Origin of the sequence: Methylobacterium sp. XJLW (genome assembly GCF_003254375.1) — a bacterium.
Classification (GTDB): Bacteria; Pseudomonadota; Alphaproteobacteria; order Rhizobiales; family Beijerinckiaceae; genus Methylobacterium; species Methylobacterium fujisawaense.
Genome location: NZ_CP016429.1, coordinates 2,309,958 through 2,324,029, shown reverse-complemented (window position 1 = coordinate 2,324,029; position 14,072 = coordinate 2,309,958). Strand labels below are relative to the sequence as shown.

At 73.0% G+C, this 14,072-nt stretch carries 13 protein-coding genes; 4 read left to right on the top strand and 9 right to left on the bottom strand.

Annotated elements, in window-relative coordinates; all coding sequences use genetic code 11:
- Positions 1–120: 120 nt before the first annotated feature.
- The 3 genes from A3862_RS10710 (at position 121) to A3862_RS10700 (ending at position 3,481) form a co-directional block, all read left to right on the top strand.
- Positions 121–993 carry a hypothetical protein gene (locus A3862_RS10710; protein WP_043759480.1) on the top strand — a complete coding sequence of 291 codons (873 nt, stop codon included), beginning with the start codon at positions 121–123 and terminating at the stop codon, positions 991–993.
- Between the two features lie 171 nt (positions 994–1,164).
- Positions 1,165–2,436, top strand: a complete 1,272-nt coding sequence (locus A3862_RS10705) for a thermonuclease family protein (protein ID WP_043759482.1) — start codon at positions 1,165–1,167, stop codon at positions 2,434–2,436.
- 4 nt (positions 2,437–2,440) lie between these two features.
- On the top strand, positions 2,441–3,481 hold the full coding sequence (locus A3862_RS10700) for an aldose epimerase family protein (RefSeq protein ID WP_043759483.1): 1,041 nt from the start codon (positions 2,441–2,443) through the stop codon (positions 3,479–3,481).
- Positions 3,482–3,603: 122 nt separating this feature from the next.
- On the opposite strand, the gene A3862_RS10695 is transcribed toward A3862_RS10700, so the two are convergent.
- The 6 genes from A3862_RS10695 to A3862_RS10670 form a co-directional block, all read right to left on the bottom strand.
- The gene (locus A3862_RS10695) at positions 3,604–4,320 is read right to left on the bottom strand and encodes a hypothetical protein (protein ID WP_111473577.1); all 717 of its coding nucleotides are present in this window, start codon (positions 4,318–4,320) and stop codon (positions 3,604–3,606) included.
- A gap of 24 nt (positions 4,321–4,344) precedes the next feature.
- Entirely contained in the window at positions 4,345–4,689 is a 345-nt protein-coding gene (locus A3862_RS10690; RefSeq protein WP_111473576.1) for a hypothetical protein, read from the bottom strand.
- Positions 4,690–4,703: 14 nt separating this feature from the next.
- Positions 4,704–5,123 (bottom strand): hypothetical protein, encoded by a 420-nt coding sequence (locus A3862_RS10685; RefSeq protein WP_043346832.1) that lies wholly within the window; start codon positions 5,121–5,123, stop codon positions 4,704–4,706.
- A 129-nt stretch (positions 5,124–5,252) separates the two neighbouring features.
- Entirely contained in the window at positions 5,253–5,771 is a 519-nt protein-coding gene (locus A3862_RS10680) for an Hsp20/alpha crystallin family protein (protein ID WP_043346830.1), read from the bottom strand.
- 121 nt (positions 5,772–5,892) lie between these two features.
- On the bottom strand, positions 5,893–6,375 hold the full coding sequence (locus A3862_RS10675) for an Hsp20 family protein (protein WP_111473575.1): 483 nt from the start codon (positions 6,373–6,375) through the stop codon (positions 5,893–5,895).
- Between the two features lie 254 nt (positions 6,376–6,629).
- Complete coding sequence (locus A3862_RS10670) at positions 6,630–9,296, bottom strand: DNA translocase FtsK (RefSeq protein ID WP_111473574.1); 2,667 nt, start codon at positions 9,294–9,296, stop codon at positions 6,630–6,632.
- A gap of 168 nt (positions 9,297–9,464) precedes the next feature.
- On the opposite strand from A3862_RS10670, the gene mtnA reads away from it, so the two are divergent.
- Positions 9,465–10,568, top strand: coding sequence for an S-methyl-5-thioribose-1-phosphate isomerase (gene mtnA, locus A3862_RS10665; protein WP_111473573.1), 1,104 nt, complete (start codon positions 9,465–9,467; stop codon positions 10,566–10,568).
- A 6-nt stretch (positions 10,569–10,574) separates the two neighbouring features.
- Here mtnA and A3862_RS10660 read toward each other — a convergent pair whose 3' ends face one another.
- The 3 genes from A3862_RS10660 to ychF form a co-directional block, all read right to left on the bottom strand.
- Positions 10,575–11,618, bottom strand: coding sequence for an aldo/keto reductase (locus A3862_RS10660; RefSeq protein WP_111473572.1), 1,044 nt, complete (start codon positions 11,616–11,618; stop codon positions 10,575–10,577).
- Positions 11,619–11,676: 58 nt separating this feature from the next.
- A complete protein-coding gene (locus tag A3862_RS10655) occupies positions 11,677–12,666 on the bottom strand; it encodes a MaoC/PaaZ C-terminal domain-containing protein (protein ID WP_043759491.1) in 990 nt (329 codons plus the stop codon).
- 169 nt (positions 12,667–12,835) lie between these two features.
- Complete coding sequence (ychF, locus tag A3862_RS10650) at positions 12,836–13,933, bottom strand: redox-regulated ATPase YchF (RefSeq protein ID WP_043355673.1); 1,098 nt, start codon at positions 13,931–13,933, stop codon at positions 12,836–12,838.
- Positions 13,934–14,072: the final 139 nt, after the last annotated feature.

The following is a 14,072-nucleotide window of genomic DNA, read 5'->3' as shown; positions in this document are numbered from 1 at the left end:
AGGGCTGGTCGCCGCCGCGCAGTCGGGCAGGATGTGACGCGCGCCCGAAGCCCCCGTGGAACCCCGCACTCACGCAGGCGCGTTCTCTCCCAGTCCGCCCCGGCCGCCAGGAAGGCACCGATGCCCGCCACACGTCCCACCCGTCCCCATGCCCTCGTCCTGGGCTTGGTCCTGCCGCTCGCCATCGTGGGCTCTGCCGCGGCCCAGCAGCCGGGTGCTGCGGGCGGGGGCGGCTGGGTGGATCCGCCCCCGCGGGCGGCCGCGCCCGTTGCGGCTGCCCCGAAGGCCCCGCTCAAAGCCGCAGGCCCTCAGACCCAGGAGCCCGTCACCGCTCAGGCGAAAGCCCCGCCCGAAGGCGGGCGCGGCGCCGAGCCGCTCCGGCAGGCCGCCAGACCGGAACCGGGGGAGGATGCCCTGCCGAAGGCTGCGGCGACGCGGGGGCCGGGACCGAAGCGGGCCGCCGCCCTGGAGCGCCCGCCGGTCCGGGAATCCCTGCACCATCACGCGCGCCCCCCGCACCGGCTCGCCGAGACGCCGGCCGCGATGCTCCCGGCATCCGGCGTCTCGGCCGAGCGCGCCGCCGCCGCCCGGGCGCTGGCCACGAGCTACCTCGCCACCGTCTCGGGTTCGAGCGACACGATGGTCGATGCCGCGACCCGGTTCTACGCGACCCGCGTACGCTTCTATGGGCGGCCGATCACCACGGCGGGCCTCGTGGCCGAGAAGCGCAGCTTCGTGCAGCGCTGGCCCGAGCGTCGCTACGAGCCGCGGGCGATGCGCGCCGCCTGCGATGCCGAGACCTGTACGATCCGCACGATCGTCGATTTCCGCACCGCCAATCCGGGGCGCGGCGCCGTCTCCAGCGGCGAGGCCGAGCTGATCCTGGAGGTCGGCTTCGCGGGCACGCGACCCTACATCCTCGGCGAGACCGGTCGCGTCCTGCGGCGGAGCATCCAGGCCGGAACCCTGGCCGCTTCGCCCGGCAAGGCGTAAGAGCCCCGGATCATGGTCCGCCGCCTCGCGGCGGGCAGGGGCGTGCGAGGTGGTGCGTCATGGGATCGGTCCCGGTGCTCGGGCGTTCCGTGAGGCGCCCCGGGCGGGCTTCGTTGGGAGGCACGGCCGGGCCTCCTTCACGCCGCGCGCGGTGATGCCGGGATCGGGTGTATGACGTCTTCGATGGTGGTGGGGAAACAGGCGGCGGAGCCGGCGCGTCCGGCCCTCGACGGTCCCGGCCGCCTCGCCCTGCGCGAGGCAATCCGGGCCGAGATCGCGCGGGCGCGCCCGCGCCCCGTGGCGGTCCGGACCCTCGAGCTCCTGGCCGAGGCCGCCTGCACCCCCGATGAGGCGGGAACCGGCCTCCGCGTGCTCGATCGACACGGTGCCGTGCGCCTGCGGGACGACACGTCCGAGCCGATGACCCTCGTGGATCTCGTGGCGGACCTGCGCGCCCGGCATCCGGCCCTGTTCCTGCCGCCCGAGCCCGAACCCGAATCGGCGCCGGAGGCCGCCGACGAGGCCCGCGATTCGTCCCTGCTGAGCGGCGCCTACGAGATGAAGGCCGCCACCGCGCGCTTCGTCGAAACCCAGTCCGAACGGGCCCGCTCCCTGGCGGAGCGCTCCTCCGAGCAGGGTCGGGTTCTGGCGCAGAGCGCCGCCGGCCGGTTCGCCACCCTGCGGACGAGCCTGCGCGGCCGGTTCGCCCGTCCCGCGACGGTCCGGACCGACGCGGCCACGGCGGCGAGCCCGGGGGTCGATCCGGCAACGGCCTGGAACAGCGGCCCCGGCCGCGTCGGAGAGTCCCTCCGTGACGGCTTCGGCCGTCTGCGCGACCGGTTCGGCCGCGGCGGAGACGGCGCGGACGAGGGCGCACGCCGGCAGCGCCGCCTGCTCCTGGGCGCCAGTGCCGGCACCCTGGCGGCGGTGATCGCCGCGGGCCTCGTCCTGGAGGGCCGTGCGCCCGATCCCGCGCGTCCCGCGGCCCCGGCCGCGCCCCGAACGGAGGCCCCGAACGGCGCCACCCCGAACAATCCCTCCTCCGGCGCCCCGGCGGCAGCCCCCGACACGGTCACGCCGCCCCCCGAAACCGGAGGCGAGTCCGAGCCCGACGCGCCGCTGCCGCCGAATGCCGTGACGGGACAGGCCCAAGTCATCGATACCGCGACCCTCAAGGTCGGCGGCAAGGTCGTGCATCTGTTCGGCGTCGAATGGGTGCGCGGCGGCCAGGCGGAGGAGTTGGCCCGGTACATCGGCAACCGGCCGGTGACCTGCCAGCCCGCCCCCGGCAGCACGACCATGAATTGCCTCGTGGACGGGCGCGACCTCTCCGAGGTGGTGCTGTTCAACGGTGGCGGTCGCGCCTCGCCGGAGGCGAGCCCCGAACTGGTCGCGGCCGAGGATCACGCCCGGAGCGAACGGCTCGGCGTCTGGAAGCGCTAGACCGATGCCGGCCGAAGCGTTCGGCACCACCGCGGATGGACGGCCGGTCACCCGCCATGTCCTGAGCCGGGACGGTCTGCGCGTCGCCATCATCGATTTCGGCGCGGCCGTCACGGCGATCGAGGTGCCCGACCGCGCCGGCCATTCGGCCAACGTCGTCCTCGGCCTCGACACCCTCGCGGCCTACGAGACGCTGAGCCCGAGCTTCGGCGCCATCGTCGGCCGCTACGCCAACCGCATCGCGGGCGGGCGCTTCAGCCTCGACGGGCAGAGCTATCGCCTGCCTGTGAACGAGGCGCCCAACACCCTCCACGGCGGCCCGGACAATTTCGGCCGGCGCCTGTGGCGGGCGGACCTCTCCGAGGCGACGCGCCTCGTCCTGAGCCGCCGCTCCCCGGACGGGGAAGAGGGATTTCCCGGCACCCTCGATGTCCGCGTGACGTACAGCCTTCCGGAGGACGGCGTGCTGCGCATCGATTACGCCGCCGTCACCGACCGGCCGACGGTCGTGAACCTCACCAACCACAGCTACTTCAACCTCGCCGGCGAGGGGACGGGCAGCGTCCTCGGCCACATCGTGCAGGTCGAAGCGGACGCATTCGCGCCGACGGACGCGACCCAGATCCCCACCGGCGCGCTCCAGCCGGTCGCCGGGACGCCGTTCGACTTCCGCACGCCCCGGGCCCTGGAGACCCGGATCCGCGAAGGGGACCCGCAGCTCGCCTACGCCAAGGGCTACGATCACACCTTCGTCCTGCGCGGCGCCGCAGGGACGCTGCGGCCGGCCGCCACCTGCATCGCCCCCGACAGCGGGCGCCGGCTCGACGTCTGGACCACGCAGCCGGCGCTGCAGCTCTACAGCGGCAACAATCTCGACGGGCGGCTGATCGGGCCCTCCGGACGCATCTACCGGTCCGGGGACGGCGTCTGCTTCGAGACGCAGGGCTTTCCGGACGCGCCGAACCAGCCGGCCTTTCCCTCCGCGGTCCTGCGGCCGGGCGAGACCTTCGCGGCGACGACGGAGTTCCGGTTCTCGGTGGTGTGAGGGCGCGTCGCGCCAGCCTCACGCCTCCGTCAGGGCGCATACCGCCGGGCCGCAGTGCCCTGAGGGCCGAACCCGGGCTCGATCCGGGACCGGCCGATCCGGTCTGACGGCCGGCTCCGGCCTCACGCGGCCTGCGGGCGTCCCCGCAGGCCGGGGATCGCGGCGGCCGGCGCGGCGGGATGCGGACGCCGCGTCTCGCCGAGCGCCAGCAGGGCAACCGTCACGGCGTCGAGCCGGGACGGCTCGCCATCGGCCATGCCCTCGGCGGCGGCGACTTCCTTCAGGTACTCGTCCCACGCCCAGCGCCGCAGGATTTCGCGCTTGCAGCTGGGCAGCAGCCGGGGATGATCGAGGACCGCGGCCGGCGTGGCGAACACCGCGGCCGGGTTGACCAGGGCTCGCTCCAGATCCGGCAGCCCCTCGGGCACGCGATCGTCCGCGGAACGACCCTGCGCCGTCGCGCGGACCTGCACGGGCGCCGCGTCCCGGTTCGAGCGCCAGACCCGCACAGTGCCTGGCCGACCACGTCGGTCCGCCGGGTCGGGCGCGGGCCTGTCGGCGCGGCTCCGGCCCGGGGCAGAGGCTGCCGCCCGCTCCCCTGTCGGGCCTGTCGGCGCCTCCTCCGTGGCGGGCGTGCCGGTCTCGCCGGTCCGGCCCATCGGCGCCGCGATCTCCGGAGGCGTCGCCCGCTCGACGGCGAGGCCGCCCCTCTCGGCCCGGGCGGGGCCGGATGTCTCGACCGAGCGCCCGCCGTGGCGGATCGGCGCCCGGCGGCCGGCGCGCCTCGTTGCGCCCGCGGGCGGCGTGTCGTCTCCGAGTCCGATCGTACAATCCTGCATGGTTGCCTCCCTGTTGAGGCGCGCTCAGCCGCCGAAGAGACCGAGCCGCGCCGCCGATTGCACGCCGAAGCTCGCCGCGAACGAGAGCAGCGCGGCGTCCCAGGCAGTCAGATGCGGGGTGTTGGCCGGCGGCCCGGCCTGCGTGATCGCAAGACCGAGCCACACGAAGCCCGACAGGCTCAGCAGCACGGCCAGCACCCAGGGCAGGGCCGGTGCCGGGCAGAGCGCGGCCAAAGCGACGCACAGCGCGGCGGACAGGATCCAGCGGCCCAGCACGGCCCCGTCGGTCGCCTGCACCGGCCCGCCACGCCGGCCATGCCGCAACCGGGATACGCGCCTGTGCCCACCCCTCAGGTCGAAGGTTGCCATCGGACGCCTCCGGCTCAGTTCAGCTGAGGCTCGCGCCCGGTCGGACCGCGCCGCCAGCGGCGGGTGAATGCCGCGGGGAAGAGCGGCTTGGGCGGCGCCGGCGAGACGGGCGGGGCCGAACCCTCGTCGAGCGCCTGGAGCGCGTCCAGGATCGCGTCGAGCGGCACGGGCTCGGCCCGGCAACCGGGCAAGCAGCGCAGCGCCGGACAGGACTCGACCGCCCGTGCGTCGGAGGCCCAGGAGGCCAGGATCGCCCGCTTCTCGGCGTGCGACAGGCCCGGATAGCGCAGCACCTCGCGGGGATGCCGGAAGACGTCGCCCGGCGCCACGAAAGCGTCGAACGGCTCGACCGCCTGCGGTCTCAGGGTGGCGGCCGCCACCGGACCGAGGCGCTCGATCTCGGGATGGATGGACGTCGTATCGATCGGCTGCATGCAACCCTCCTCGTCGTGAGCAAAGGCAGGGGCAGCCGGCACGTTGATCGGGACGCACCGGCGGCCGCATCATGCGTTCAGGTCTGCGGCCACCGGGGCGGCCGCAGGCAAGGTCGATCCAAAGCCGGCTCAGTGCTTGGCGGCCGGCGCGCCGGTAGCGTTGATCGCGATGCGCCGACGGCGTTCCGGCGCCTCGGCGGCCCGCGGCAGCGTCACGGTGAGCACGCCGTTGCGGAACGTCGCCTCGGCCTTGTCCTCCTCCACCGGCACGGGGAGGGCGATCGACCGCTCGAAACGGCCGTAGCTGCGCTCGGAATAGCCGCGCGCCCTGTCGGTGGTCTCGGCACGCTTCTCGCCCTTCAAGGTCAGGACACCGTCCGCGATGAGGAGTTCGACGTCCTTCTCGTCGAGGCCGGGCAGCTCGGCGGAGACGCGCAGCGCCCCGTCCGCCTCCACCAGCTCGACCTGCGGCCAGCCGATGCCGCGGCTCGCGAGGCTCGGCACGCCGCCGAACCCGCTGAACACGTCGTCGAACAGGCGGTTCATCTCCCGGTGCAGCGTCAGGAACGGGCTGGCCGGCTCCTGCGACAGGGCGGTGGGCGCCGGGGCCGTGCTGCGGCTCCAGGGAATCAGATCTCTCACGCTCATGGTCCATTCTCCAGCGCATGCGATGCAGTCGTGGGAACAGGCCCGCGGCGGGTCCGCGGACCCGTGAGGGATGTCATGCGTGTCGGCACGGGGTGCCCGGACGCGCGGCCCGGGCCGCCGATCAGGCTGCCTTGGCGTCGCGGGCGATCTGAGCCGGGGCGTTGTCCTGGCCGGACGCGGCCGTCGTGCCGCCGATGGCGATGCGGCGAGGCTTGAGCGCCTCCGGCACCTCGCGCTTCAGCGCGACGGTGAGCAGGCCGTTCTCCAGGGACGCGCCCACGACCGTCACGTGCTCGGCCAGATTGAAGGTCTGGCGGAAGGTGCGCGCCGCGATGCCGCGGTGGAGGTAGTGCCTCTCGCCCTCCTGGGCGGCCTTCTGACCGGACACCAGGAGCATGGTGTCCTGCTGGGTCAGCTCGATCTCCTCGGGCGTGAAGCCCGCCACCGCCATGGTGATGCGATACTGGTCCTCGGCGACCTTCTCGATGTTGTAGGGCGGCCAAGCGGCCGAAGGCTCGACGCGCTCAGCCTGATTGAGCAGCTCGAACAGGCGATCGAACCCGATGGACGACCGGAACAGGGGCGAAACGTCGTAAGTCCTCATAACCACATCCTCCGACGAGCAACGTGACTACAAGCGACGCCGGACACCGTGTCCGGCGCCCTCACCGCGAGCCCGTTTCCGGGCCTCGCACGCGCGTAACGTGCCGGGGGAGGGCGGGTTCCAGGCCGAGCGAAAATTTTTGACCGCGACGCTGCGGGCTGTCGGACCGGGCATTCCGGCCCCAAGAGATCAGGATGAGGCCGGGGACTGGGACGGGCGCCGGACCGGAACCGGCGGCACCGGCGCCCGCACGCTCAGCCGACCGCCTCCTCCACCAGGATCTCGCGCTTGCCGGCATGGTTGGCCGGACCGACGATGCCCTCGATCTCCATCCGCTCCATGAGCGAGGCGGCGCGGTTGTAGCCGATCTGCAGGCGGCGCTGGATGTAGCTCGTCGACGCCTTCTGGTCGCGCAGCACCACCTGCACGGCCTGATCGTAGAGATCGCCGCCGGCCTCGCCGAAGGAGCCCTGGTCGAACACGGCGCCGTCGAGTTCGAGTTCCGCCGCGCCGGCCTTCCCCTTCCCGGCCCGTTCGCCGCCCTTCTCGGGCGCGCCTTCCTCGTCATCCGCCGTGACGGCGTCGAGGTAGCTGGGACGGCCCTGGCGCTTGAGATGCGCCACGACGGTCTCGACCTCGCTGTCCGAGCAGAACGGCCCGTGCACCCGGGTCGTGCGCCCGCCGCCGGCCATGAACAGCATGTCGCCCTGGCCCAGGAGCTGCTCCGCGCCCATCTCGCCCAGGATCGTGCGCGAGTCGATCTTGCTCGTCACCTGGAAGCTGATCCGGGTCGGGAAGTTCGCCTTGATCGTCCCGGTGATCACGTCCACCGAAGGCCGCTGCGTCGCCATGATCAGGTGGATGCCCGCCGCCCGCGCCATCTGCGCCAGACGCTGGATCGCCCCCTCGATGTCCTTGCCGGCCACCATCATCAGGTCGGCCATCTCGTCGACCACGATCACGATGTACGGCAGCGGCGCCAGGTCCATCGCCTCGTCCTCGTAGACCGCCTCGCCGGTGTGGCGGTCGAAGCCGGTCTGCACGGTCCGGGTCAGCACCTCGCCGCGCGCCGCCGCCTCGGCGACCCGGGCGTTGTAGCCGTCGATGTTGCGCACCGCGATCTTGGCCATCTTCTTGTAGCGCTCCTCCATCTCGCGCACGGCCCACTTGAGGGCGATCACCGCCTTCTTGGGGTCGGTGACCACGGGGGAGAGCAGGTGCGGGATGCCGTCGTAGACCGACAGTTCCAGCATCTTCGGATCGACCATGATCAGCCGGCACTCCTCCGGCTTCAGCCGGTAGAGCAGCGACAGGATCATGGTGTTGATCGCCACCGACTTGCCCGAGCCGGTGGTGCCGGCCACCAGCAGGTGCGGCATGCGCGCGAGGTCGGCGATGATCGGCTCGCCGCCGATGTTCTTGCCCAGGCACAGGGCCAGCTTGTGCTTGCTCTCGGCGAAGTCCGTGGAGGCCAGGAGCTCGCGCAGATACACCGTCTCGCGCTTGGCGTTCGGCAGTTCGATGCCGATGGCGTTGCGGCCGGGCACCACCGCGACGCGGGCCGAGACCGCCGACATCGACCGGGCGATGTCGTCGGCGAGCGCGATGACGCGGCTGGACTTGGTGCCCGGTGCCGGCTCCAGCTCGTAGAGGGTGACGACCGGGCCCGGCCGCACCGCCAGGATGTCGCCGCGCACGCCGAAATCGCCCAGCGTCGCCTCGAGGAGCGTGGCGTTCTGCTCCAGGGCGTCCGCCGAGATCAGGCTCGCCTGGGACGGGCCCCGGGGGGCAGCCAGCAGGTCGAGGGCGGGCAGGGCGTAATCCTCCGGGCGGACGGGCGGCGCGGGCGCGCGGCGCGCCGGCACCGGCGCGGCCGGGGGCGGAGCGACCCGGGAGGCGGTGGGTTCGGAGCGCGGCGGGACCGGGCTCTGCGGCGCCTCGAACGCCTCCAGCTCGTCCTCCGCATCGACCTGCGGCGCCGCGATTCGGCGGGCGGTCGTGGCCGGGGGGCCGTCCTCGGGCGCCTCGAAGACCGGCTCGCGCCGACCCGGCCCCGGCGCCCGTCCCTCGGGCAGGTGGTCGGTCCAGGGCAGATCCGCATCCGTGAAGGCGCGCCGGGCCGCGAGGGCCGGCGAGGCACTGTCGATCGGCTCGGCCCGGCCGGCGCGCCATGCCGCGATCCGGTCCGCCGCGGCGACGCGCAGGCCCATCAGCCCCTGCGCCAGGGCGCCGACACCCACGAGGCCGAGGCTCGGCTCGTCGGAATCCTCGCGCTCGTCGCGGGCCGATTCCCGGCCGCGCGCCAGGGCGCGGCGGACGGGATAGGGGTCGTCGTGCAGGCTTTCCTCCTCGACGGCGCCGAAGCGGCAGGCACCGGTCAGGCTGAGGATCGCCACCGCCGCGTAGCCGAAGCCGACGAGATGGGCCGCCGCGGACGAGACCGCCCCGACGATCACCCGCGCCATCGACAGCAGGCCGTCGCCGGCCACGCCGCCGAGGCCGGTGGGCAGCGGCCAGCGGGTCGTCGGCGGGAGCGCGCTCGCCACCGCACTGGCGGCGCAGAAGCCGATGATCCAGAGCGCGATGCGCAGGCCGCCCTCGGGCAGGTTGCGCTGGCGCATCAGCCGGATGCCCCAGAGGACCGGCGGCAGCACGAAGGCCAGGGAGCCCAGGCCCAGGATCTGCATGGCGAGATCGGCCACGACGGCGCCCGGCTGGCCGAGAACGTTGTGGGCGGCGTGGTCGGTGGCGTGGTTGAGGCTCGGGTCGTCGATCGACCACGTGGCCAGGGCCACGGTCAGCGCGACCGCGCCGGTGAAGAGCACGAAACCGCCGAGTTCCGTCAGGCGCTTGCCCAGGAAGGGGCGAACGCTGTCGACGAAAGTCTCGTAGGGCGATGCGGGACGGCGAAGCGAGCGCATGCGGGACCGGACGCAAGACGGGGACTTACGCCCGAGGCTAGGCATGACCGCCTTAACGACCTGCTAAGGTTGAGGAAGGCTCACCGGCGCCCGGCCGGGCCTCCTCGGGCCGTCGCGATCCCGCCCGGGAGGATGCAAAAGCCGCCCCGCTGTGGCACAGGAGCGGCCATGAATATCGACGGCCAGCCCTACCGCACGATCTTCCCGGACCCGGACGGCGTCAGCGTCCAGGTGATCGACCAGACCCGCCTGCCCTTCGCGTTCGAGCTGAAGCGCCTCGCCACGCTGGAGGACGCCGCGGTGGCGATCCGCACGATGATCGTGCGGGGCGCGCCCCTGATCGGCGTCACGGCCGCCTACGGGCTGGCGCTGGCCATGCGGGCGGATGCCTCCCACGACGGGATCGACCGGGCGGTGGCGACGCTCGCGGCGACACGTCCGACCGCCATCAACCTGCGCTGGGCGCTGGATCGGGTCTCCACCAACCTGCGGCAGGTTGCGCCGGACGAGCGCTTCGCCCGCGCCTTCGCGGAAGCCGGCCGCATCGCCGAGGAGGACGTGGCGAGCTGCCGCGCCATCGGCGCCCATGGCAGCCAGGTCATCGCCGACCTGCACAGGGCCAAGGGCGGCGACAGACCGGTCACCGTGCTGACCCACTGCAATGCCGGCTGGCTCGCCACGGTGGATTGGGGCACGGCGCTGGCGCCGATCTACGCCGCCCACGAGCGGGGGGTGCCGGTGCATGTCCTAGTCGACGAGACCCGGCCGCGCAGCCAGGGTGCCGCGCTCACGGCCTTCGAGCTGAACGGCCACGGCGTGCCGCACACGGTCATCGCCGACAATGCCGGCGGCCACCTCATGCAGCACGGCGGCGTCGACCTGTGCATCGTCGGCTCGGACCGGACCACGGCGAGCGGCGACGTCTGCAACAAGATCGGCACCTACCTGAAGGCGCTGGCGGCCCACGACAACGGCGTGCCGTTCTACGCCGCCCTGCCGTTCTCGACCATCGACTGGACCCTCGACGACGGGGTCAAGGAGATCCCGATCGAGGAGCGCGACGGGCGCGAGGTCACCCATATGACCGGGCGGCTCGCCGATGGCGGCTTCGCCACGATCGAGGTGGTCTCCCCCGGCAGTCCCGTGGCGAATCCCGCCTTCGATGTGACCCCGGCCCGGCTGGTGACCGGCATCATCACCGAGCGCGGCATCTGCGAGGCCAGCGCCGAGGGGTTGTACGGGCTCTATCCGGAGCGCCGGAAGGCGGCGTGAGCCGCCTCACCGCACCCCGGGCCGGCCCGATTCCGCGAGCTGCTGCGCCCGGGCGCCCTGGCGCTCGAACATCCAGCCCGGATATTCCGGCGGCAGGGCGCTCACCGCATCGAGGGCGTCGAGTTCCGCGTCGCCGAGGCTGAGTTCGGTCGCCGCGATGTTGTCCTCCAGCTGGTCGAGGCGCTTGGCACCGACGATCACGCTGGTCACCGCCTTGCGGTGCAGCAGCCAGGCCAGCGCTACCTGGGCCACCGAGACGCCGCGGGCCTCCGCCACCTGCCGCATGGCGTCGATGCAGGCGTCGGCCCGGGGGCGGTCGACCGGCGGGAAGTCGAAGCTCGCGCGCCGGCCCTCCCCCGCGCCGCCGGCATACTTGCCGCTGAGCAGGCCGCCGGCCAGCGGGCTCCAGACCAGGAGGCCGAGTCCCTCCGAGCGCAGCATCGGGACGATCTCCCGCTCCAGGTCGCGACCCGCGATGGAGTAATAGGCCTGCAGGGTCTCGAAGCGGGCGAGCCCGGCCCGCGCGCTGATCCCCAGCGCCTTCACGATCTGCCACGCCGCCCAGTTCGAGACGCCGACGTAGCGGACGTGGCCGTGCTGGACGAGGATGTCGAGGGCGCGCACCTGCTCCTCGATCGGCGTCGCCGGGTCGAAGCCGTGGACCTGATAGAGGTCGATGTGGTCGAGCTGGAGCCGCTTGAGGCTCGCCTTGCAGGCGTCGATCAGGTGCAGGCGCGAGGCGCCCTTGGCGTTCGCGCCCGGCCCCATCGGCCCGTAGCCCTTGGTGGCGACGACGACGCTGTCGCGCGGGACCTTGAGGTCGCGCAGGGCCTGGCCGGTGATCTGCTCCGAGAGCCCCTCCGCGTAGACGTCGGCCGTGTCGATGAAGTTGATCCCGGCATCGAGCGCCCGTCCGACGAGGCGCCCGGCCTCCGTCTGGTCGAGGGCGCCGATCTGGCGCCACATCCCGGCCCCGCCGCCGAAGGTCATGGTGCCGAGGCAGAGTTCCGAGACGAACAGCCCCGTGCTGCCGAGCTTCTTCTGATACATGCCTGCCTGATCCCGTCCGTGTCTGGGGTGTCAACGCGCGGGAGCGGGCCCGGTGCGCTCAGGGCTCCCAGCGGTGGAACACCGCGCTGTCGAAGACGAAGACCGGCTCGCCGCGCTGGTTCACCCCGGTGTTGCGGGCGAAGGCCAGGCCCCAGCCCGGCCGCGAGGCCGAGGCGCGCTTGTCGGTGAGCTTGGCGCTGAACCGGACCGTGTCGCCCGCGTAGACGGGCTTCAGCCAGCGCAGGTTCTTGAACCCGGGGGAGGGGCCCGCCTCCGGGACCGGACCGCGGGTGGCCGTGTAGGCGGCGTCGCGGGCGCGGGTCGTGAGCATCCGGTTCATGTAGGCGGCGGCCGTGTGCCACCCGGAGGCGCAGAGGCCGCCGAAATGGCTGCGCTTGGCCGCCGCGTGGTCGAGGTGGAAGGCCTGCGGATCGTAGGCCTCGGCGAACGCGATGATCGCCTCGGCGGTGAACGGATAGGCGCCCAGCTCCCGCACGGCGCCGATCTCGGCATCCCGCAGGAAGGGCAGGATCTCGGCATCCTCCGGCTCGGCGACCGGTCCCGGCACGCCGATCTCCACCGGCCGCGGGGGCAGGGGATCGGTGCCGCGGCGGGCCAGCATGAAGGTGAAGCGCTGGGTCAGCACCGTCTCGCCGCGCGGGTTACCGAGGGCGACCTCGGCGGTCACGAAACCGAGCCCGGGCTTGGAGGCCGAATCGCGCAGCCCCACCACCCGGAAGGTCAGCGTCAGCGCGTCCCCCGGCAGGACCGGCGCGAGCCAGCGCAGCTCGTCGATCCCCGGCGCGCCGAGCGACGAACCGCCCTTGAACGGTCCCTGCTGGAGCAGCCGCATGCCCAAAGCCGCCGTGTGCCAGCCCGAGCCGATCAGCCGGCCCGCGAAGGTCCCTTCCGCCGCCGCCTCGTCGAGGTGGAAGGGCTGGAAGTCGAAGGCCTGCGCGAAGCCCACGATGGCGTCGCGGGTGACGGTGAGCGGCGCGCCGACGATCACGTCGCCGACGGCGAAATCCTCGAGGGCGGGATCGGGCATGGCGGGCTCGTCTGGTTGATCGGTGGGGCGGGCGATCGGGATCGCCGTCTTTGCGAGCGGGCGCGAAGCAATCCAGGAGCGCCACGCTCACCGATGTCGCGCTGCCCTGGATCGCTTCGCTCCGCTCGCAAAGACGCAGCGCCGCCCAGGGCTGAGCGCGACCCGAGCCTCAGTTGGCGAAGCGGAAGTGCAGCACGTCGCCGTCCTGCACCACGTACTCCTTGCCCTCCAGCCGCAGCTTGCCGGCGTCCCGGGCCCCGGATTCGCCGTTGAGCGCCGTGTAGTCCTTGAACGCGATGGTCTCGGCCCGGATGAAGCCCTTCTCGAAATCCGAGTGGATCACCCCGGCCGCCCCGGGGGCGCGGGTGCCCTTGGTGATCGTCCAGGCGCGGGCCTCCTTGGGGCCCACCGTGAAGTAGGTGACGAGGCCGAGCAGGTCGTAGCCGGCGCGGATCACCCGGTTGAGGCCGGGCTCGGCGAGCCCCACCGCCTCCAGGAACTCCGCCTGGTCGGCCTCGGGCATCACGGCGATCTCGCTCTCGATCTTGGCCGAGACCACCACCGCCACGGCGCCCTCCGCCTTGGCGCGGGCGAAGACCGCGTCCGAATAGGCGTTGCCCTTGTCGGCGTCGGGCTCATCGACGTTGCAGACGTAGAGGACGGGCTTGGCGGTCATCAGGCCGAGGGACTGGAACAGCTTCTCCTCGTCGGGCTTGCGCTCCACCAGCCGCGCCGGCTTGCCCTCGCGCAGGAGCGGCAGCGCCCGGTTGACGAGGTCGAGGCTCTCCTTGGCCTCCTTGTCGGCCCCCTTGGCCTTCTTCTCCAGGGCGACGGCGCGGCGCTCCAGGCTGTCGAGGTCGGCGAGCATCAGCTCGGTCTCGATCGTCTCGATGTCGGCGGCCGGATCGACCTTGCCCTCCACGTGGGTGACGTCGCCGTCCGTGAAGCAGCGGACCACGTGGGCGATGGCGTCGACCTCGCGGATATTGGCCAGGAACTGGTTGCCCAGGCCCTCGCCCTTGGAGGCGCCGCGCACGAGGCCGGCGATGTCCACGAAGGTCAGGCGCGTCGGGATCTTCTCCTTCGACGAGGCGATGCGGGCGAGGTCATCGAGCCGCGGATCGGGCACCGCCACCTCGCCGACATTCGGCTCGATGGTGCAGAACGGGTAGTTCGCCGCCTGGGCGGCCGCCGTCTGCGTCAGCGCGTTGAAGAGGGTCGACTTGCCGACGTTCGGCAGGCCGACGATGCCGCATTTGAAGCCCATGGGTCAGTTCCGTCGCAGCACGTCGTCGGGCGACGCGCGAAAAAGGGTTGCGGAGAGTCAGGCCCGCGAACACGGCACCGTGCGCCCTGTCCTCGGTCGAGCACGCGCGGCACCGGCGAGCCGGGCCTCAGCCACCGGG